General features: G+C 59.1%; 21 protein-coding genes and 1 tRNA gene. 14 read left to right on the top strand and 8 right to left on the bottom strand.

Annotated elements, in window-relative coordinates; translation table 11 throughout:
* The 4 genes from ACM62R_RS05930 to ACM62R_RS05915 form a co-directional block, all read right to left on the bottom strand.
* A partial coding sequence (locus ACM62R_RS05930) for a transposase (protein ID WP_415183136.1) occupies window positions 1-358 on the bottom strand: 358 nt, incomplete at its 3' end.
* 175 nt (window positions 359-533) lie between these two features.
* Window positions 534-1115, bottom strand: a complete 582-nt coding sequence (locus ACM62R_RS05925; RefSeq protein WP_415183135.1) for a transposase — start codon at window positions 1113-1115, stop codon at window positions 534-536.
* 203 nt (window positions 1116-1318) lie between these two features.
* Complete coding sequence (locus tag ACM62R_RS05920; RefSeq protein ID WP_415183134.1) at window positions 1319-1570, bottom strand: DUF2842 domain-containing protein; 252 nt, start codon at window positions 1568-1570, stop codon at window positions 1319-1321.
* Entirely contained in the window at window positions 1570-2862 is a 1293-nt protein-coding gene (locus tag ACM62R_RS05915; RefSeq protein WP_415183133.1) for an adenylosuccinate synthase, read from the bottom strand. Before ACM62R_RS05915 ends, ACM62R_RS05920 begins: the two co-directional genes overlap by 1 nt.
* A 243-nt stretch (window positions 2863-3105) precedes the next feature.
* Between ACM62R_RS05915 and secG the strand changes: the two genes are divergently transcribed.
* From secG to ACM62R_RS05850, 13 genes are all read left to right on the top strand, one after another.
* Entirely contained in the window at window positions 3106-3465 is a 360-nt protein-coding gene (gene secG, locus ACM62R_RS05910) for a preprotein translocase subunit SecG (RefSeq protein ID WP_415183132.1), read from the top strand.
* Between the two features lie 154 nt (window positions 3466-3619).
* Window positions 3620-5263 carry a CTP synthase gene (locus ACM62R_RS05905; protein WP_415183131.1) on the top strand — a complete coding sequence of 548 codons (1644 nt, stop codon included), beginning with the start codon at window positions 3620-3622 and terminating at the stop codon, window positions 5261-5263.
* A gap of 83 nt (window positions 5264-5346) precedes the next feature.
* On the top strand, window positions 5347-5652 hold the full coding sequence (locus ACM62R_RS05900; RefSeq protein ID WP_415183130.1) for a DUF1330 domain-containing protein: 306 nt from the start codon (window positions 5347-5349) through the stop codon (window positions 5650-5652).
* A gap of 57 nt (window positions 5653-5709) precedes the next feature.
* Window positions 5710-6156 carry a TerB family tellurite resistance protein gene (locus ACM62R_RS05895; protein ID WP_415183129.1) on the top strand — a complete coding sequence of 149 codons (447 nt, stop codon included), beginning with the start codon at window positions 5710-5712 and terminating at the stop codon, window positions 6154-6156.
* A gap of 32 nt (window positions 6157-6188) precedes the next feature.
* Window positions 6189-7070 (top strand): ABC transporter ATP-binding protein, encoded by an 882-nt coding sequence (locus tag ACM62R_RS05890; protein ID WP_415183128.1) that lies wholly within the window; start codon window positions 6189-6191, stop codon window positions 7068-7070.
* A gap of 58 nt (window positions 7071-7128) precedes the next feature.
* A complete protein-coding gene (locus tag ACM62R_RS05885; protein ID WP_415183127.1) occupies window positions 7129-7848 on the top strand; it encodes a transporter substrate-binding domain-containing protein in 720 nt (239 codons plus the stop codon).
* Window positions 7849-7893: 45 nt separating this feature from the next.
* Window positions 7894-8775 carry an ABC transporter permease gene (locus ACM62R_RS05880; RefSeq protein ID WP_415183126.1) on the top strand — a complete coding sequence of 294 codons (882 nt, stop codon included), beginning with the start codon at window positions 7894-7896 and terminating at the stop codon, window positions 8773-8775.
* Window positions 8772-9611, top strand: a complete 840-nt coding sequence (locus ACM62R_RS05875) for an ABC transporter permease subunit (protein ID WP_415183125.1) — start codon at window positions 8772-8774, stop codon at window positions 9609-9611. Before ACM62R_RS05880 ends, ACM62R_RS05875 begins: the two co-directional genes overlap by 4 nt.
* A gap of 4 nt (window positions 9612-9615) precedes the next feature.
* The gene (locus ACM62R_RS05870) at window positions 9616-10947 is read left to right on the top strand and encodes a glutamine synthetase family protein (protein WP_415183124.1); all 1332 of its coding nucleotides are present in this window, start codon (window positions 9616-9618) and stop codon (window positions 10945-10947) included.
* A 208-nt stretch (window positions 10948-11155) separates the two neighbouring features.
* The gene (locus ACM62R_RS05865; RefSeq protein WP_415183123.1) at window positions 11156-11836 is read left to right on the top strand and encodes a type 1 glutamine amidotransferase; all 681 of its coding nucleotides are present in this window, start codon (window positions 11156-11158) and stop codon (window positions 11834-11836) included.
* A 28-nt stretch (window positions 11837-11864) separates the two neighbouring features.
* The gene (locus ACM62R_RS05860; RefSeq protein ID WP_415183122.1) at window positions 11865-13220 is read left to right on the top strand and encodes a glutamine synthetase family protein; all 1356 of its coding nucleotides are present in this window, start codon (window positions 11865-11867) and stop codon (window positions 13218-13220) included.
* Window positions 13217-14518, top strand: coding sequence for an NAD(P)/FAD-dependent oxidoreductase (locus ACM62R_RS05855; protein ID WP_415183121.1), 1302 nt, complete (start codon window positions 13217-13219; stop codon window positions 14516-14518). Before ACM62R_RS05860 ends, ACM62R_RS05855 begins: the two co-directional genes overlap by 4 nt.
* A gap of 102 nt (window positions 14519-14620) precedes the next feature.
* Window positions 14621-15841 carry a DegT/DnrJ/EryC1/StrS family aminotransferase gene (locus ACM62R_RS05850; RefSeq protein ID WP_415183120.1) on the top strand — a complete coding sequence of 407 codons (1221 nt, stop codon included), beginning with the start codon at window positions 14621-14623 and terminating at the stop codon, window positions 15839-15841.
* 85 nt (window positions 15842-15926) lie between these two features.
* Here the strand turns inward: ACM62R_RS05850 and ACM62R_RS05845 are convergent, their stop codons facing one another.
* From ACM62R_RS05845 to rlmB, 3 genes are all read right to left on the bottom strand, one after another.
* Window positions 15927-16361, bottom strand: coding sequence for a CoA-binding protein (locus tag ACM62R_RS05845; RefSeq protein WP_415183119.1), 435 nt, complete (start codon window positions 16359-16361; stop codon window positions 15927-15929).
* A gap of 174 nt (window positions 16362-16535) precedes the next feature.
* Window positions 16536-16970, bottom strand: a complete 435-nt coding sequence (locus ACM62R_RS05840) for a YHS domain-containing (seleno)protein (protein ID WP_415183118.1) — start codon at window positions 16968-16970, stop codon at window positions 16536-16538.
* A gap of 87 nt (window positions 16971-17057) precedes the next feature.
* Entirely contained in the window at window positions 17058-17840 is a 783-nt protein-coding gene (gene rlmB, locus ACM62R_RS05835; RefSeq protein WP_415183117.1) for a 23S rRNA (guanosine(2251)-2'-O)-methyltransferase RlmB, read from the bottom strand.
* Between the two features lie 148 nt (window positions 17841-17988).
* Between rlmB and ACM62R_RS05830 the strand changes: the two genes are divergently transcribed.
* Window positions 17989-18072, top strand: a tRNA-Tyr gene (locus tag ACM62R_RS05830).
* Window positions 18073-18126: 54 nt separating this feature from the next.
* Here the strand turns inward: ACM62R_RS05830 and ACM62R_RS05825 are convergent.
* Window positions 18127-18903, bottom strand: coding sequence for a transposase (locus ACM62R_RS05825; protein WP_415183116.1), 777 nt, complete (start codon window positions 18901-18903; stop codon window positions 18127-18129).
* Window positions 18904-19115 lie beyond the last annotated feature (212 nt).

Below are 19115 nucleotides of genomic sequence, written 5' to 3'. Positions count from 1 at the left end.
CTCTGAGGCCCAAACTGCGCATCAAGCGTTCCACGGTGCAGCCGTTGCCCGGCAGCGGTTTGCAAGCAAACCGCGAGAGGGGGCTGGGCAAAATAAGCGTTCGCCAGTGGGCTTGAACCAGTGGCGCCTTCACTGGCTCACCCTTACGCAAGATCTCATTAGCTTGGCGCAGTTCGCGCACTTCTCGCTCCAACTCTTTGATCCGTGCAATCTCAGCGCTGGTAGGGCCCGGTCGCTCGCCACCATCACGCTGGATCTGACGCATCCAAACGCGAAGGCTGTCCGGCGAACAACCCAATTTACCAGCGATCGCTGTCAGCGCCGCAGCCTCAGACTGATAATCATCGCGGTGCTCCATAACCAACCGAACCGCACGCTCGCGGAACTCACCTTCTCGTGCATTTGCAATGCACTGTCAGGCAACGGGTGAATACGGCTTCGAGGTCTTCTTCTTTGATGTCTGTTCCATAACTGGCAATTCTCCAAGAGTTTTGCCCTCCGGTGAACCCGGGGCGGTTCAGATCGTGCCCGGTTCACTTACCCGCGCTCAACGGCGCGTCGTCCGGAACAATGGTTCTCCCGATCCGATCTCTTGACCGTTTGCCCTTACGTTCCCTCGTCCTGCTCACATCCACGGCGACACACCGGCGATCTTGACCTATGCGGTCGCCATCGCCGGATCTCTGTAATCCTCGCCCTTGCGCAGTAAGCCATTGAGGCGCCATTGGTTCAAGCCCAATGGCGAAAGCCCAGGCAGTTCTGGCCATGCGGTTGGCCAGCGCCACCGCAACCAGCATCTTCGGTTTGCGCTCCTTGCCGCCGCTCGAATACTGTCTCGGCGTGAGGCCAACCCAAGCCGCAAAGTTGCGGCCTTTTGAGAAGGTCTCCATAGGTGGCGCGAAGGTAGTGATTGCTGCAGCGGTGATCGGCCCCACGCCCGGGATCGTCGCCAGTCGGCGCGCGGTATCATCGACGCTCGCACGTCGGCGCAGTTCGGCATCCAGATCCGCAACCTCCCCCTCAAAACTGCGATTTGATCCAGAAGCAGTCGCGCCAAGTCTCTCACCGTCGAAGGCAACGTCCCGTTGTCGCCGTCGATGACCGCAGCGAGACATCCGACATGGGCGGGGCCGGTCGGCGCGACGATGCCTTGCTCAGCCAGATGAGCCCGCAGCGCGTTGATCGTCTGGGTACGCTGCCGGACCAAAATATCTCGCCTGCCGAAATAAATTCCGGCAGGCGTCATTGTAGCGACTCATATCCCAAAGGACGTCAGCCAAACGGGGCGGGCGTTTTCAGGGCTTGTCAGGCTTGGCGCTTAATCCTGTTGCCTGTCGGGGGGCGGAGTTTCCGGGTCTGCATGCCCGACGCCACGGAATACGGTCTTGAACGGCAATGCCCACAAAACCCCGAGAACACAGTAAACCAGCAACTCAGCCCAAATCGGTAGCCGGCCAAACGTGCGATCCGCCCAGTTGACGGCAGTAACCGCGACCACCACATAGGCCGGCAACCCCACCAGAAGGATCAGCAGCGCCAAACGGCGCCGTGTGCGGTATGCCAACGCCATCAGTCAGCAAACGGATCGGTGACTAGGATGGTGTCGTCACGTTCGGGGCTGGTTGAAAGCATTGCCACCGGACATTGGATCAGCTCTTCAACACGGCGCACATATTTGATCGCCGCGGCGGGAAGCTCGGCCCAGGTGCGCGCGCCAGCGGTGCTTTCCTGCCAGCCCTCCATTTCTTCGTAGATCGGCGTCACCTGCGCCTGAAGGGCGGCTGCGGTGGGCAGATAGTCATAGCGCACCCCGTCAATTTCATAGCCAACACAAATTTTCAGCGTCTCGAAACCATCCAGCACGTCCAATTTGGTCAATGCAATGCCGTTCATGCCGGAAATCTGGCAGGTCTGGCGTACCAGCACCGCATCGAACCAGCCGCAACGACGCTGACGCCCGGTGACGGTGCCAAATTCATGGCCACGTTCCCCCAACCGCACACCGTCCGCGTCAAACAGCTCTGACGGGAATGGGCCTTCGCCCACCCGCGTGGTATAGGCTTTGACGATACCCAGCACGAAATCAATGGACGATGGACCCATACCGGTGCCCGTTGCCGCCATCCCCGACATTGTGGTCGACGAGGTAACATAGGGATAGGTTCCAAAGTCGATATCCAAGAGGCTGCCCTGCGCCCCCTCAAACAATATTCGTTTGCCCGCGCGCCGCAGTTCGCCCAACACTTTCCAGACGGGCTGCGCATAGGCCAACAGACGAGGGGCGATCTCTTTCAGCATTGCGGTCAGCTCTGCGCGATCAATCGGCGTAGCGCCAAGACCAGCGCGCAGCGGATCATGATGTGCCAGCAAACGGTCAATTCTTGTTTCTAGCGTTTCGGCATCCCCCAGATCGGCCACCCGGATCGTGCGCCGCCCGACCTTGTCTTCGTAGGCGGGGCCAATACCGCGCCCGGTGGTGCCAATCTTGGCTTTGCCCGCAGCCTCTTCGCGCAGTTTGTCCAGATCCTGATGCAGCGGCAGAATCAACGGGGTGTTTTCCGCAATCATCAGGTTGTCGGTCGAGATCATGACCCCCTGCGCCCGCAATTTCTCAATCTCGGCAAACAGCGACCAAGGGTCCAGAACAACCCCGTTGCCAATCACTGCCAGCTTGCCTGGTCGCACAATCCCTGACGGTAACAGCGACAGTTTGAACACTGTACCGTTGATCACGAGCGTGTGGCCCGCGTTGTGCCCGCCCTGGAAGCGCGCGATCACATCGGCACGCTCGGAAAGCCAGTCAACGATCTTGCCCTTGCCTTCGTCGCCCCACTGGGCACCGACCACTACGACATTGGCCATATGCATCTCCTCAGGTTTTGCAAACCGCGCGATCTATAGCGAGGCGGGCGCATGGGGGGAACCGGTTTTTAGCGGTTATGGCTTTTAGTCCGGGACAAATATTTCGACCCAAGGCAGTCATGCGCGATGGTGAATGGCGCAAAAGCGGTATTTGTACCTTACCAAAAACCCGCAAACAGCCTTGCACCATGCGGCGCTTGCGCCTAGATAGGCGCGTCAGATCGAAAAAAGGCTACGGGTTTCATGGAAAACGTCATTCTAACCGTCCACCTGATCCTCGCGCTTTTGCTGATCGGGGTGGTGCTACTGCAACGTTCAGAGGGCGGCGGCCTTGGTATGGGCGGTGGCGGTGGTGGCGGCGGCGTGATGAGCGGACGTCAGGCTGCCAATGCGCTGTCAAAGCTGACATGGGTTTTTGCGGCAGCATTCATCATCACTTCGGTTGCACTGACGTCACTGGCGGCGCGCAAGGCGACAGGTAGTTCAGTCGTGGACAAGACGACAACAGAACAATCCGTTCCCGAGGTCGCACCGGTCTTACCGGATCTGACCTTGCCGGCCGCGCCACTCGATGCACCGCTAACCCCTCCGCCGGCGAATTGATACAAACCCTAGGGCATTGCGCCACATCAGAGCCAATAGCTTGCGGTCCTGTTGCGGGCGGATCGCGAATCGTTTAAGCATTTAATCCCGTGATGCTGGCCATGGATGGTGCGCCAGCAGCTTGAATTTTTGCAGGGTCACGGGGGCTTTCCATATGGCGCGATACGTTTTCATCACCGGCGGCGTGGTGTCCTCGCTTGGCAAGGGGTTGGCTTCGGCCGCGCTTGGGGCCTTGTTGCAGGCGCGCGGGTTTTCGGTCAGGTTGCGCAAGCTTGACCCCTACCTCAACGTTGATCCCGGCACGATGAGCCCGTTTGAACACGGCGAGGTTTTCGTGACAGATGATGGTGCGGAAACGGATCTTGATCTGGGCCATTATGAACGGTTTACCGGCGTCAGCGCGCGCAAGACGGATTCGGTTTCCTCGGGGCGGATCTATTCCAACGTGTTGGAAAAGGAACGCCGCGGTGCCTATCTGGGCAAGACCATTCAGGTCATCCCGCATGTCACCAATGAAATCAAAGACTTCCTTGCCGTTGCCGATGACGAGGTTGATTTCATGCTATGCGAAATCGGCGGCACGGTGGGCGACATCGAAGGATTGCCCTTCTTTGAGGCGATCCGCCAGTTCGCACAAGATCGCCCGCGTGGCCAATGCATTTTCATGCATCTGACGCTGTTGCCCTATCTGGCAGCCAGCGGCGAGTTAAAGACAAAGCCCACCCAACATTCGGTCAAGGAACTGCGCTCGATCGGGCTTCAGCCTGACGTGCTGGTCTGCCGATCAGAGCATCCGATCCCAGAAAAAGAGCGCGCCAAGATTGCACTTTTTTGCAATGTGCGTCCGGATGCCGTAATTCCTGCCTATGACCTCCACACGATCTATGAGGCCCCCCTGGCCTATCATCGTGCCGGGCTAGATCAGGCGGTGCTGGACGCCTTTAATATTTCGCCCGCGCCGCGCCCGGATATGACCCGTTGGGAAGATGTCATGGACCGGATGGAGAACGCCGAAGGTCTGGTGCGCGTGGCAATCGTGGGGAAATACGTGCAGCTGGAAGACGCCTATAAATCCATCGCCGAGGCGCTGACCCATGGCGGCATGGCCAACCGGGTGCGCGTCAAGGCCGAATGGATCGACGCCGAAATCTTTGAGCGCGAAGACCCCGCCCCCTACCTTGAAGGCTTCAACGCGATTCTGGTGCCCGGCGGTTTTGGCGAACGCGGCACCGAAGGCAAGATCCGCGCCGCCCGCTATGCGCGTGAAAAAGGCGTGCCCTACCTGGGTATCTGCCTTGGCATGCAGATGGCGGTGATCGAGGCTGCGCGCAATCTGGCAGGTCTTGAAAACGCCGGGTCAGAGGAATTCGACCATGAGGCCGGGCAGAAACGCTTTACCCCGGTTGTTTACCACCTGAAGGAATGGGTGCAGGGCAACCACCGGGTCGAACGCAAGCTTGATGATGACAAGGGTGGAACGATGCGGCTGGGGGCCTATTCGGCGGTGCTGAAACCCGGCTCGAAAGTAGCCGAGATCTACGGCACAACGGACATCGAGGAACGCCACCGCCACCGCTATGAGGTGGATGTGAAATACCGCGAACAGCTCGAGGCTTGTGGGCTGGAGTTTTCAGGCATGTCCCCCGACGGTCGCCTGCCGGAAATCGTCGAGATCAAGGACCACCCTTGGTTCATCGGTGTGCAGTTTCACCCTGAACTGAAATCCAAACCCTTCGCACCGCACCCGCTGTTTGCCGGTTTCGTCAGGGCCGCCAAGGAACAAAGCCGGTTGGTATAGGGCAAAATCGCGGGAAAGGGTAACGGGAACGGTATGTTACGCCCCTAACCCGCGCTTGACACAGTCAACATTAGAGGTGGCCAATGGCGCAGAACACACCAAAAGGCTATTGGATCGGCCATGTCACGGTAGACGACCCGCAGGCCTATGATGCCTATCGACAGGCCAATGCCGAAGCCTTTGCCAAATACAACGCGCGATTCTTGGTGCGGGGCGGCGCACAAGAGGTTGTCGAGGGCGCTCTACGCCCCCGCGCGGTTGTCATCGAATTTCCCAGCATGGCGGCGGCACGCGCCTGCTATGAAAGCGCTGAATATCAACGCGCACTCGCCCTTCGTGCGCCGGTCAGTATGGCTGATTTGTGTATTGTCGAAGGTTGGCCGGGTTAGGGCTGGCATCGCTTGCTTTTGAATTGCCGTTACTGACGCGTGGGTTATAGTCTGAGCATGTTGAAAAACCTGCTTGCGCGCCTTGTCGCCCCGTCACCTGCCCCGCTGACAGCCCCGGATGCCGAACTGGCGCTGGCCGCACTTCTGGTGCGTCTGGCGCGCGCTGACGGGCATTATGATTTCACCGAAAAGACGCGTATCGACCGGGTTCTTTCCGCCCGACGTGGCTTGAGCGCCTCTGAGGCGGGCGATCTGCGCCACGCGGCTGAAACAGTCGAGGCCGAGGCCCCTGATACGGTGCGTTTCACCCGCGCGCTAAAGGAAATGATCCCGCATGACGACCGCATCGGCGTTATTGAGGCGTTGTGGGAAGTGGCGTTGGTTGATGGCGAACGCGAGGCACAAGAAGATGCATTGATCCGACTCGCCTCAAATCTGCTGGGCATAAACGATCGCGATTCCGCGCTGGCACGTCAGCGGGTCGCAACCCGCATGGGTGAATGAATATGTCAGATTGACGCATTCAACCTGACAATATGACGAAAACCACGTCATTATCGTCCACAGACCCGTTGCAATCGCCCAGAAAATCGCGCCAACTGATTCTTGAAAATACACACCCCGATGAGAATGAGCTTAAATTGACAACTTCTGCGCCCGTCATCGAAATCCGCAATCTGCACAAAAGCTATGGTCCGCTTGAAGTTATCAAAGGGGTCTCCATTCTGGCCGAACGTGGCAAGGTGGTCAGCTTGATCGGATCATCCGGATCTGGAAAATCCACGCTTTTGCGCTGCTGCAACCTGCTTGAGGACAGCCAGTCCGGCGATGTTCTGTTTGAGGGCGAGCAGGTCAAATGGGTCGGCAGCGGGTTGCGGCGTCACCCGGCCGACCGTGCGCAGGTTGTCAGGTTTCGGACCAATCTGGCAATGGTGTTCCAGCAGTTCAATTTATGGTCGCATATGACCATCTTGCAAAACGTGATGGAGGCGCCGGTAACGGTGCTGGGCCAACCCGCCGCCGCGGTGGAAAAACGTGCGCGAATGCTGCTTGATAAGGTTGGCATCGGGGACAAGGCCGACAATTGGCCCGCCCAGCTTTCGGGTGGTCAGCAACAGCGGGCCGCAATCGCGCGCGCGCTTTGTATGGAGCCAAAAGCGCTGTTGTTCGATGAACCGACCTCGGCGCTTGACCCCGAATTGCAGCAAGAGGTGGTCAAGGTCATCAAGGATCTGGCCGGCGAACACCGCACGATGATTTTGGTGACACATGACATGCGGCTGGCGGCTGATGTGTCAGATCATGTCGTCTTTTTGCACCAGGGCAAGATCGAAGAAGAGGGGCCACCATCGGTATTGTTCAAGGCCCCAAAGACGGAACGTCTGAGACAGTTTCTTTCTGCGACGATGACCCTATAAAGATAAAGAACAACCCCAACATAAAGATAAAGAACAACCCCAACAGGAGAATAAACCAATGAAAAAACTGATCCTCATGGCTTCCGTTCTGGCGTTGACCGCCGGCATGGCCACGGCGCAGACCGTACGGATGGGCACCGAGGGCGCCTACCCTCCGTTCAACTTCATCAATGACAAGGGTGAGGTTGATGGTTTTGAGCGTGAATTGGGCGACGAGCTGTGCAAACGCGCCGACCTGACCTGCGAATGGGTCACCACGGATTGGGATAGCATCGTGCCGAACCTGATGTCGGGCAACTACGACACCATCATCGCCGGGATGAGCATCACGGATGAGCGTCGGCAGACCATTGATTTCAGCGAAGCCTATATTCCGCCCACGATGTCGCGCTATCTGGCGCTTAGCGCCGACGCCAACCTCAAGGGCGTGATCGCGGCGCAAACCGGCACGATTCAGGCCGACTACATTGCCCAAAGCGGCGCAACCCTGGCCGAGTTTGCCACCACGGATGACACGATCGCGGCTGTGAAGAATGGCGAGGCCGATGCGGTCTTCGGCGATCTGGATGCGCTGGTTCCCTTTGAGACAAGCGCAGGTGGCCAACTGGCTTGGGCGGGCGACGAGATCCAGCTGGGCGATGGCGTCGGCATGGGGCTTCGCAAGTCCGATACCGAACTACGCGGCAAATTTGACGCGGCGATCAATGACATGAAGGCAGATGGTTCGCTGAACGCGCTGATCCAAAAGTGGTTCGGTGCAGACGCTGTCATCTTCTGATTAGGATAGGCGGCCTGCGAAAACCCGCGGGCCGCCGTTTCACCCATGTTCGCAAATTGCGCTGACCCGTCCGGGCTTGAGGGGCTGTCATGGCTTCTGTGCTACCTGTCCACAGGCAAGCACCTTATGTTCTATGCGTCGTTTCTGGTGGTGCTGGTGTTGATCGTCATCACCGCCCCCGTGGCGCTGATTTTTGGCTTTGGCGGGGCGTTGGCCGCGCGGTCAACTTTCTTGCCGCTACGCGTGCTGGGCAAGACTTACACCTCCATGATCCGAGGCGTGCCCGATATCGTGTTTTTCCTGTTTGTGCCGGTGGCGCTGGACCAGGGATTCGAATATCTGCGCCATAAGATCAAATGCCCCGACTGGACCGAACCGGTACGCCAAGGCAATGATTTTGTTGTGTGCGCCGCTGCCAAATTGCCGCTATCGACAAGCCCGCAGTGGTGGCACGAACTTTACGGCTTCACGCTGGCCGTTTTGACATTTTCGGTGGTTTTTGGCGCCTTTGCGTCAAATGTAATCTACGGCGCCATGCAGGCGGTGCCGCGTGCGCAGCTTGAAACCGCCGCAGCTTACGGCATGTCGTCGCGCCAGGTCAACCGCCGGATCCTGATCCCGCAAATGTGGACATATGCGCTGCCCGGCCTGTCGAACCTGTGGATGATCCTGATCAAGGCCACACCGCTGCTGTTCTTGCTTGGTGTTGCCGACATCGTCTATTGGGCGCGCGAACTGGGCGCCACCAAATCATCGATCTACGCCTATCCGCATGGCGATTGGCGGGTCTGGTATTTCCTTGTTCTGCTGGCCTTTTATCTTGGCTTGACCAGTGTCTCCGAAAAGTTGCTAAGCCGCCTGACCACCCGCCTTTCACGCGGGCAGGCCACGATGGCCGGCGAAACAATGCGAAAGGCCGACGCATGAGCTGTCTGGATATCATCAGTGATTACGGGCTGCGCTCGATCGGGCTGGGCGAAAGGATGTTGCCACGCGGCGATTTCACGCTTTGCCACCAGTTCACGTTGATCGGTTCAGGTTTGATCTGGAATATTTATTTTGGCGTGTTTGCGCTGTTGTTCGGCTTCTTTCTGGCCAATGCATTGGCGCTGGCCAAGGCCAGCCAGAACGCTTGGCTGCGCAAGCCCGCCGAATGGTTTGTGTTCGTTTTTCGCGGCTCGCCGTTGTTCATCCAGTTTTTCCTGATTTACGAAATTCTGGTGCTGCTGCCTCGTGCCGGGTTCAACATACCTTTGGGTATAACCACGCTGACCATAGCCACATCCTGGCTGACCAGTGCCTGGGCTGGCGCGCTGATCGTGCTGTTTCTGAATACCGCCGCCTATTCCGCCGAGATATTTTACGGCGCGCTGCTCTCTATCCCCAAGGGCGACATCGAGGCGGCAGACGCCTATGGGTTGACCGGATGGAACAAGTTTCGCAAGGTGCTTTGGCCCACGATGATGCGGCTGGCATGGCCAAGCTACACGAATGAGGCGATCTTTCTGTTTCACGCCACGACGCTTGTGTTCTTTTCGGGCTTTCCTGCCATTCGCCAAAACGGCGATGCGCTTTATTACGCGAAATTCTTTGCGGACAAGACCTTCAACCCATTTATCCCTTACCCCATCACAGCCTTTTATTTCATATTGTTGACGCTGACTTTGATTGCGCTTTTCGGAAAGATAAACCGCCGACTGAATCGCCACCTGCCGGGCGCGCAGATAGGAAGATTCAGATTCAGGCCACAGATCATCAGGTAAGATAATGGATTGGCTAAAAGACCACCCTGAGGTGCGCACAATACGTGTCGCGGCGGCAGATTTGAACGGGGTAGCACGCGGCAAACGCATTCCGGCGCGTTTTGCCTCAAAGGTGTTCACCGAAGGGACGCGTTTTCCATTTTCGGTCATGAACCTCGATATATGGGGCGAGGATATAGAAGACAGCCCGCTGGTATTCGAATCCGGCGATGAGGATGGCGTATTGATGCCCACAGAGCGGGGCTTCATGCCGATGCCGTGGCTGGACGCCCCTACCGCGCTGCTGCCGATCTGGATGTTCCACATGGACGGGCGTCCCTATAACGGCGACCCGCGTCAGGCGCTGGCCATAGTGATCAACCGGTTCAAGGCCAAGGGGCTGACACCCGTGGTCGCAACCGAGTTGGAGTTCTTTTTGATCGACGACTCTGGCGCCAAGCCAAGGGTGCCCCCCAGCCCTCGCTCAGGCAAGCGACGCACCGGCGGAGAGACCCTGTCCTTGCGCGCGCTTGACGCATTCGATAGCTTTTTCACCGCGCTTTATGACGCCTGCGAGGAAATGGACATCCCTGCCGACACCGCCATTTCCGAGGCGGGGCCGGGGCAGTTCGAAATCAATCTTATGCATCAGGGCGACGCGTTGAAGGCCGCTGATGACACCTGGCTGTTCAAAATGCTGGTCAAAGGGGTGGCCCGACGCCACGGTTTTGCTGCCAGTTTCATGGCCAAACCCTATGATTTGTGGTCTGGCAGCGGGATGCACACGCATTTCTCGATACTCGATCAGAACGGCGACAACATCTTCAATGATGGGACCGCCGTAGGATCGGATGCATTGCGCCATGCCGTGGCGGGGTGTCTTTCGGCATTGCCGGGTTCGACCCTGATCTTTGCGCCACACAAAAACAGCTATGACCGCCTGGTCCCCAACGCCCACGCCCCCACGGGTATCGGCTGGGCTTATGAAAATCGAACCGCTGCCCTGCGGATTCCCGCCTCGGGCCCCGTCGCGCGCCGGATCGAACACCGCGTTGCGGGTGGTGATGTTAACCCCTACCTGATGATCGCCGCACTTTTGGGGGCGGCGCTGAACGGGCTTGAGGATAAGGTCGCAGCACCACCGCCCATCGTCGGCAACGCGTACGAGTTAGCCCTGCCGCAACTGCCAGAAACCTGGGAAGCGGCAATCGAAACCTTTGCGGCGTGTCCCCAGATCAAGCGTATTTTCACCCAGGAAATCATCGAAAATTTTCTGATGACCAAAAGGCAGGAACTGCACTATATGGCCGAGCTTTCAGATGAGGAACAATCAGAGCTCTACCTTGATACGGTTTAGATGATCCCTGAGGGTAATTCCGGCTGGCGTGATAGTCACCCCTGCTTATTCAATCCTTTTCTCTTGGATTAAAATAGCCTTGGGATAAAATCGTCAGGCCATATGGGAAAAAGGTCCCCGCACTTTCCAGGGGATCACCCGATAACGGCCCCTTGCGCACGTCTATCCGTCGGGGGTAGGCTTTGGGTAGATAACGCACAGGAACATCATGTTGATCGGCATTCTACAAACAGGACAATCCCCCGACGTGCTTCGGGAAGAGGCCGGCGACTATCCTGAAATGTTCGCCCATCTATTGGCCGATCATGGGCTGACCTTTCGCACCTACCTCGTCGAAGAGATGGCGTTTCCCGAAAACGTGCATGAATGCGAGGGCTGGTTGATTACCGGTTCACGGCATGGCGCCTATGAGGACCATCCCTTTATTGCCCCGCTGGAGGATTTTATCCGCAAGGCGATTGCCGAAGCGGTGCCGCTTGTCGGCATCTGTTTTGGCCATCAGATCATTGCAAAAGCACTGGGCGGCACGGTCGAGCGTTATTCCGGTGGTTGGGCAGTAGGGCCACAGGATTATGACTTTGGCGGCACCAAACTGACCCTGAACGCCTGGCATCGTGACCAGGTAACGCAAATTCCCGAAGGCGCCACCGTGGTGGGCTGCAACGAATTTTGTGAAAATGCGGCGTTGGTCTATGGGGACCGCGCCTTTACCGTACAGGCCCATCCGGAATTCGAGGATGACTTTATAGAGGGGCTACTGCGCACCCGTGGCCCCGGCGTCGTACCCGACCCGCTGATGGACAACGCGCGCGCCCGACTGGGGCAGCACAATTCGTCGGCGGCAATTGCTGATCAGATCGCAGATTTCTTCAAACACCCAAGACCGTAACCCCTCTGACCCCTGAAAGGCAGATCCCATGTCCGATTGGATGGACAAGCTTCCCGAGGCTGCGCGTGATTATATCGGCAGCCGCCGGCTGGACGAAGTCGAATGTATCGTCGCTGATATTGCCGGTGTGGCTCGCGGCAAGGCAATGCCTGCCTCAAAGTTCGCGTTTCAGGATCGTTTTTTCCTGCCAAACTCGATTTTCCTGCAAACGATAACCGGCGAGTGGGCCGACAACCCGTCAGGCGCGTTTACCGAACCCGACATGATCCTGACACCGGATTTCAGCACCGCCACCGCCGCCCCATGGACGGCGGATATCACCTTGCAGGTCATCCATGACGTGAACGATCAGCACGGCAATCCGGTGCCCATGGCGCCGCGAAATGTGCTAAAGCGCATCGTGGCCCTTTATGAGGCCGAGGGCTGGACGCCGATCGTCGCCCCTGAGATGGAGTTTTTTCTGGTCGCGCGCAACATCGACCCAAACCAGCCGATCATCCCGCCGATGGGGCGCTCGGGGCGCCGCGCTGCGGGCAAACAGGCCTATTCGATGTCGGCGGTGGATGAATACGGCAAGGTCATCGACGATATTTATGATTTTGCCGAGGCACAGGGTTTTGAAATCGACGGCATCTTGCAAGAGGGCGGTGCTGGCCAGATTGAGATCAATCTCAACCATGGCGATCCGGTCAAGCTGGCCGATGAGATTTTCTATTTCAAACGTCTGATCCGCGAGGCAGCACTGCGCCACGACTGTTTTGCCACCTTCATGGCCAAACCGATCGAAGGTGAGCCCGGCTCAGCGATGCATATTCATCACTCGGTTATCGACAGCCAAACCGGTCAGAATATCTTTTCTGACGCCGACGGGAACGAAACCGAAGCCTTCTTGCACTTCGTTGCCGGGATGCAAAACCACCTTCCGGCGGCCATCGCGCTGCTGGCGCCCTACGTCAACAGTTACCGCCGCTATGTCCCCGATTTCGCCGCGCCGATCAATCTGGAATGGGGCCGCGACAATCGCACGACGGGTCTTCGGGTGCCGATTTCGGGGCCGGCCGCGCGACGGTTGGAAAACCGGTTGGCGGGGATGGATTGCAACCCTTATCTCGGCTTTGCCGCCAGCCTTGCCTGCGGCTATCTGGGCCTGAAAGAGCAAAAATTGCCGCGCGCCGAATGCACCGGTGATGCCTATATGGGGGCCGATGATCTGCCCTATAACATGGGCGACGCGCTGGACCTGATGGCCGAAGACACCGCCCTGACAGACCTTCTGGGCCCCGAGTTTTGCAACGTCTATCAGGCGGTGAAGCGCAACGAGCACAAGGAATTCCTTCAGGTCATCAGCCCGTGGGAACGTGAACACCTGCTGCTGAACGTATGAACCTGCTCTTTGCCAACGACAGCCGGGGCCAATACCCCGGCAGCTGGTATGCGCAAACGGCCACCCCGCTTGCACCATTTGCGGCGCTGCGGGGGCGCACACGGGCCGATGTCTGCATCGTTGGCGGTGGCTATACCGGCCTTTCGGCGGCGCTGCATCTGGCCGAAAAGGGCTATGATGTGGCCTTGCTTGAGGCGCATCGCGTGGGGTTTGGCGCCTCGGGGCGCAATGGCGGGCAGGTCGGCTCTGGGCAGCGGTTGGAACAGGACGATCTGGAAAAGATGGTCGGCCTGCCGACGGCGCGCAAGCTGTGGGATCTGGGGCAAGAGGCCAAGGCGCTGGTGCAGGATCTGATCCGCGCCCATTCGATGCCCTGCACCTATCAACCCGGTATCGCCCACGCCTGCTGGCATGACCGCGAGGTCGCCCATTCCCACGCCTATGCGGAAAAGCTGGCGCGCGACTATGGCTATGACCAGATCACCCCCCTGGATCAGGCGGCGCTACAGGCGCTAGTGCCCAGTGCCGCCTACAAAGGCGGCGATATCGACCGGGGCGCGGGTCATCTGCACCCGCTCAACTTTGCCATCGGCCTTGCGCAGGCCGCGGCCAATGCCGGGGCGCAGCTATACGAAGGCGCGGTCGTGCATGACATCAAGCATGGCGCCACCGCGATCGTGCGCACAGACAAGGGCCATGTCGAGGCTGACCATGTGATCCTGGCATGCAACGGCTATTTGGGCGGGCTGGACGGGCAGATCGCCAACCGCGTCATGCCAATCAACAACTTCATCGTGGCAACCGCCCCCTTGGGCGACCGGGTGGCCGAGGTACTGCGCGACAACATTGCTGTGGCCGATACCAAATTCGTCGTCAACTATTGGCGCCTGTCGGATGATAACCGCCTGCTGTTTGGTGGCGGCGAAAGCTATGGGTATCGTTTTCCCGATATCATCAAGACGGTGCGCAAACCGATGCTTGAGGTCTACCCCTCCTTGCACGATGTGCCGATCACCCATGCCTGGGGCGGGACGCTGGCCATCACGATGAACCGGATGCCCTGCTTCCTGCGCCCCCACCCCAATGTGCTGTCGGCCTCGGGTTATTCCGGCCATGGGGTAGCCATGGCGACCCTCGCGGGTAAAATCCTGGCCGAGGCGGTCGGTGCGCAGGCCGAACGGTTCGATCTGTTGGCCGGGCTGCCGATGCCGCGCTTTCCGGGGGGCGCGTTGATGCGTTGGCCACTTTTGGTGCTGGCGATGACGTGGTTTTCGCTGCGCGACCGCTTGGGCCGCTAGGGTGAAGCCCGGCAAACACATGCCGATATGAAAGTTTCATTTGGCCTTTGCCGGGCACGTCCCTTACAGCTTTGATGAACAAGACATTCAGGAAAGCTGCAAATGCCCGCTGACGGACACCACCCCGCCCCCGATGTCGCCAACACACCCGCCCCGGCCCCCAACGTCTATGACGCCGAACCCATCCCCGAGGCCGCCCGTGCTGAAATTGAACGCCTGCTAAGTTCGGGCGATCTGTTCCGCTACACCAATGAAGGCGCGCCAGTGGCGCTGCTTGAGGCCGAGTTTGCCGATCTGATGGGGGCGCGCTATGCGCTCGCGGTATCGTCCTGCTCAGCGGCGCTGTTCTTGTCCCTGAAGGCGCTCGATCTGCCGCGCGGCGCGCGCGTGCTGGTGCCGGCCTTTACCTTTGCCGCCGTGCCGTCGGCCATTCTACACGCCGATTGTGTGCCGGTGCTGGTCGAGGTCGAGCAAGACTTCCGCGTCGACATGGCCGACTTTGCGGCAAAGCTTGATGACAGCATCGCCGCCGTGTTGATCAGCCATATGCGCGGCCACACCTCTGATATGGACGCAATCATGGCGCTGTGCGATGCGCGCGCCATCCCGGTGATTGAGGATGCGGCCCATTCTCTGGGAACGCTCTGGAACGGGCGCAACATCGGCACGATCGGCAAGATCGGCTGTTTTTCCTTCCAGTCCTACAAACTGGTCAACGCGGGCGAGGGTGGAATTCTAATCACCAACGACCCCGAACTTGCCGCCCGCGCGATCATCATGTCCGGCGCGTACGAGCATAACTGGAAAAAACACCCCGGCCTGCAAAACAGCTTTCACCACTGGCAAAACCGGCTGCCGCTTTACAACACCAGAATGCAAAATCTCTCTGCCGCCGTGATCCGCCCGCAATTGCCCGAAATCGCCCGCCGTGTGCGCGACGGCCGCGCCAACCACGACTATGTCGCAGAAAGGCTGAACACATCGCCCCACCTGCAGGTGCCCCCTGCCTTGCCGCAAGAGATCCGCGCCCCGGATTCCCTGCAATTCACCCTGACCGGTAACTGGACAGACGCGCAGGCCAACGCCTTTCAGGCTGCGGCCATACGGCGGGGCGTGACGGTACAGGTCTTTGGTTTGTCGAAAGACAACGCCCGCGCCTTCTGGAACTGGCAATTTCTACCAGACCAGCCAGACCTGCCGCAAACCCGTGCCATGCTGATGCGCGCATGCGATCTGCGCCTGCCCGCCCGCCTGACGCGCCCGGATCTCGATTTCATCGCCGACGCCCTTTTGGCAGCCGCCGCTGAGATCAATCCGGCCTGATACATTTTCGTTGGCAAAAATACTCTCGGGGGGGCGCCAACCCTGAAAGGGTTGGCGTTGGGGGGCAGACAGCCCCCCGCCCGGCTCAGGTCCGGGCCATCACGCGCGGATATTCGATCTTCGGGCAATGATCCATGACCACCGTCACCCCCCGCGCCCGCGCTGTTGCGGCTGCCGCCTCATGGGCAACCCCCAACTGCATCCATATCGTGCGCAGCCCCGGCAGATGCCTCAGGGCCGCCTCCACCACTTCGGGGACTGCCTCGGACCGCCGAAATATATCAACCATATCTACGGCAATCTCATCCGGAATCGCGGCCAGATCAGCGTAAACCAACTCACCCAATATCTGCCCGCCCGCCTGACCGGGGTTCACCGGCACAATCCGGTACCCCTTGCTTTGCAAAAAATGCGCCACTTCATGCGAGGGGCGATCGGCATTGGGCGAAATTCCCACCACTGCGATTACCCGTGTAGCGGATAGGATCTTGCGAATATCGTCATCTTGATGCTGTGTCATGGGCCCAGATTTGCAGAAAAAAGCGCCCGAGCCAAGAGGCCGGGCGCAAAAGTGCGGAACGAGGGACAGTGATCTCTGAACATGACAGTTCCGGTGTCATGTCTGACTAAAGAGATAGGAGCAAAAATCCGACATTAAAGCCCCTAACACCCATCTCTCACAGTTGTGATGCTGTCATTGCCCTAAAAGGGCGCGCCAAACCTCATTCGCGCGGGCAATAATCTTGGCGGGGTCGCGTAAGAATTCCTCACGCTCGAAGGTCGACTGCAGCAGGTAAAGCCGGTTTTCATGCACCGCAAAAACCTGCGGATCACCTGGTGTCAGCATTTTTTTCGAAACCGAAACAACACTATAGCCATCGAACTGGGGTTGATAGGCGGCGGGGTTCGCCTCAAAGGCCGTGCGGTTGGCGCGGCTTTCAAAATGCCAGATCTGCCCGCGCCACTTCAGGGCTTGATCCGGCATCCCCGGGCGCGCCTCTCCCGCCACGAAATAAGCAACCGCATCATACCCCGCAAGCGCCCATCCGCCATGCGCCTGAAGCCTGTCTTTGGCCGAAAGCGGCAAGGCAATCAGAAGAAATGCCAGAATTGAGATCAAAAAACGCATCACAGCACGGCGGTGTCCAGTTGGGCAGACCTGCACACTGCCAGATCATCGTACCCCGCGATAGCCCACTTGAAGCAGATGTGATCGTTACCGCGTCACCGCCGCATAAAGCGCCACCGCCGCCGCATTCGACACGTTCAGCGACCCAAATCCACCCGGATAGGGTATGCGCACCAGCGCATCACAGGTTTCGCGCGTCTTTTCACGCAGCCCCGGCCCTTCGGCCCCCAGCACCAGCCCGACAGGGCGCGACCCGATCCGCGCCAATCCCTCGCCCAGCGTTTCTGCAGCCTCACCGTCAAGGCCGAAAAGCACATACCCCATGGCCTGCAGCTGCTCCATTGCCTGCGCCAGATTGACAACCCGCAAATAAGGCTGACGCTCCAACGCACCGCTGGCGGTTTTTGCCAACGCGCCCGTTTCGGGTGCCGCATGACGCGCAGGGGCAATCACCGCCCGTGCGCCGAATACCTCTGCCGAGCGCAGCACAGCCCCCACGTTATGCGGATCAGTCACCCGGTCCAAAAGCACGACCAATGGCGCCCCCTCGCCCGTCAGGCACACCTCATCCAGCTTGCCCCATTGCAGCGGACGAACCTCAAGCGCGGCCCCCTGATGCACCGATTCCGGCGCCAGCGGCACCTGCGCATCAAATTTGCGCGGGTCAATAACCTCAGGCATCACACCGCCCTTCGCCATCGCCTCGACCAGCTTGTCAGCGGCGTTTTTCGTCACCACCAGCCGCAGCTTTTCGCGCCGCGGATTGACCAGCGCATCGCGCACCGCATGCAGCCCGAACAGCCATACCGTTTCCGCCGAGGCCGCCCGCCGCGAGCGTTCCTTGTCAACAACCCATGTCGGTTTTTTCATCGCTTGCCCCTCGTGATCCGTTCGATGGCCCTTGGGCGCGGGTTTGCGCCACAAGCCCCCGCTTTGGCAAGGCAAAACACGATAGCAGGCTTTGTGGTGAATTCCTGCTTGACGGCTTAAGGGGGGTTCGATATTCCCCAGCCCCAGTGGGCGACGTGCTGCAAGGTGCGGCAGCGGACTGTAACTCCGCCGAGGCGACTCGTGCCTGGTTCGATTCCAGGGTCGCCCACCATTCCTTTTTTCATGCAATAATATTAACGCCCTACGGGGCAGTTTTGTAAACCTGTCAGGCAGGTTTTTCAGTCTTTGTTCGCGTTTCTTTCCGTTCCATCGCGGCAACGGCCCGTTCGGCAAGGTGGAGTCGGTTCGCAGCAACGGTGTAGCGGGTGCCTTCGCCAAGCGTTTGATGCCCGCTGATGGCCATGATCTCATGCGCGCTGCACCTGGCTTCCGCGAGTCTGCGGCACGTCGCCTTGCGCAATCCATGCGGTGAAAGCCCATTCGGCAACAGCCGCTTGCCTTCATCGTCGACTACGGCTTTCACCAGCTTGCAAAACCAATTGGTGAAACCTTCTGGCGACATTGGCTTGCCACGTTCCGACATGATGAAAGTCAGGTTGTCGCGCGGCAGAGCGTTCAGCGCGGCCCGAAGGATCCTCAGCGCCACCAAGGCCGCCGCGCGATCGGGGCTGCAATCCGGCGTTACATGCAAAACGGCGCCGCAAATCTTGATCTTGATCACCCCCGTATCTGCCGACGCGGCGGCCGTGGCAGCAACCGATCGCTCGATCATCAGCGGCACGAATGCCGGGGCCGCCTTGATCGGCACCACCAGCTCCCCTTTACGCACCTGACCGCGCCTTTTCGAAAGTTGCCGGGCAATCAGCCCATACTTCGCCGCAACATCGCAGACCCGCGCGCCGGACTGAAAACTCTCAGCCACAATCCGCGCCTTGATGTCATCCGGCCAGCGCCGACGTCCGGCCGGGCCATCATGGACCTCGATCCGCGATACTCCCCGCGACCCGCGCACCTCCATCCGGTACTCATTTTGGTGCTCCATGCCCGGCCCCCGCAAACTCAGTTGCAAAACGGCATGCCCGAACTCACATCAAATCTAAACCGGTGTTTGCCAAAGCAGTTGTCCGCCGATTTCATGCAGCGCCTCTGATTTCAGGGGCGCTGATTTCGTGTTGGGGGTGGAGTCCTGCGGGTTGTCAGTTGCGGGTCTTGCCTGACCAGCGTTCCGGATTATGAGCACGCGCATCGGCATAG

Source organism: Phaeovulum sp. (assembly GCF_047638075.1).
In the GTDB taxonomy this organism is placed as follows: Bacteria; Pseudomonadota; Alphaproteobacteria; order Rhodobacterales; family Rhodobacteraceae; genus UBA6197.
The sequence above is the reverse complement of the archived record's forward strand: the minus strand, read 5'-3'. Positions and strand labels throughout refer to the sequence as shown.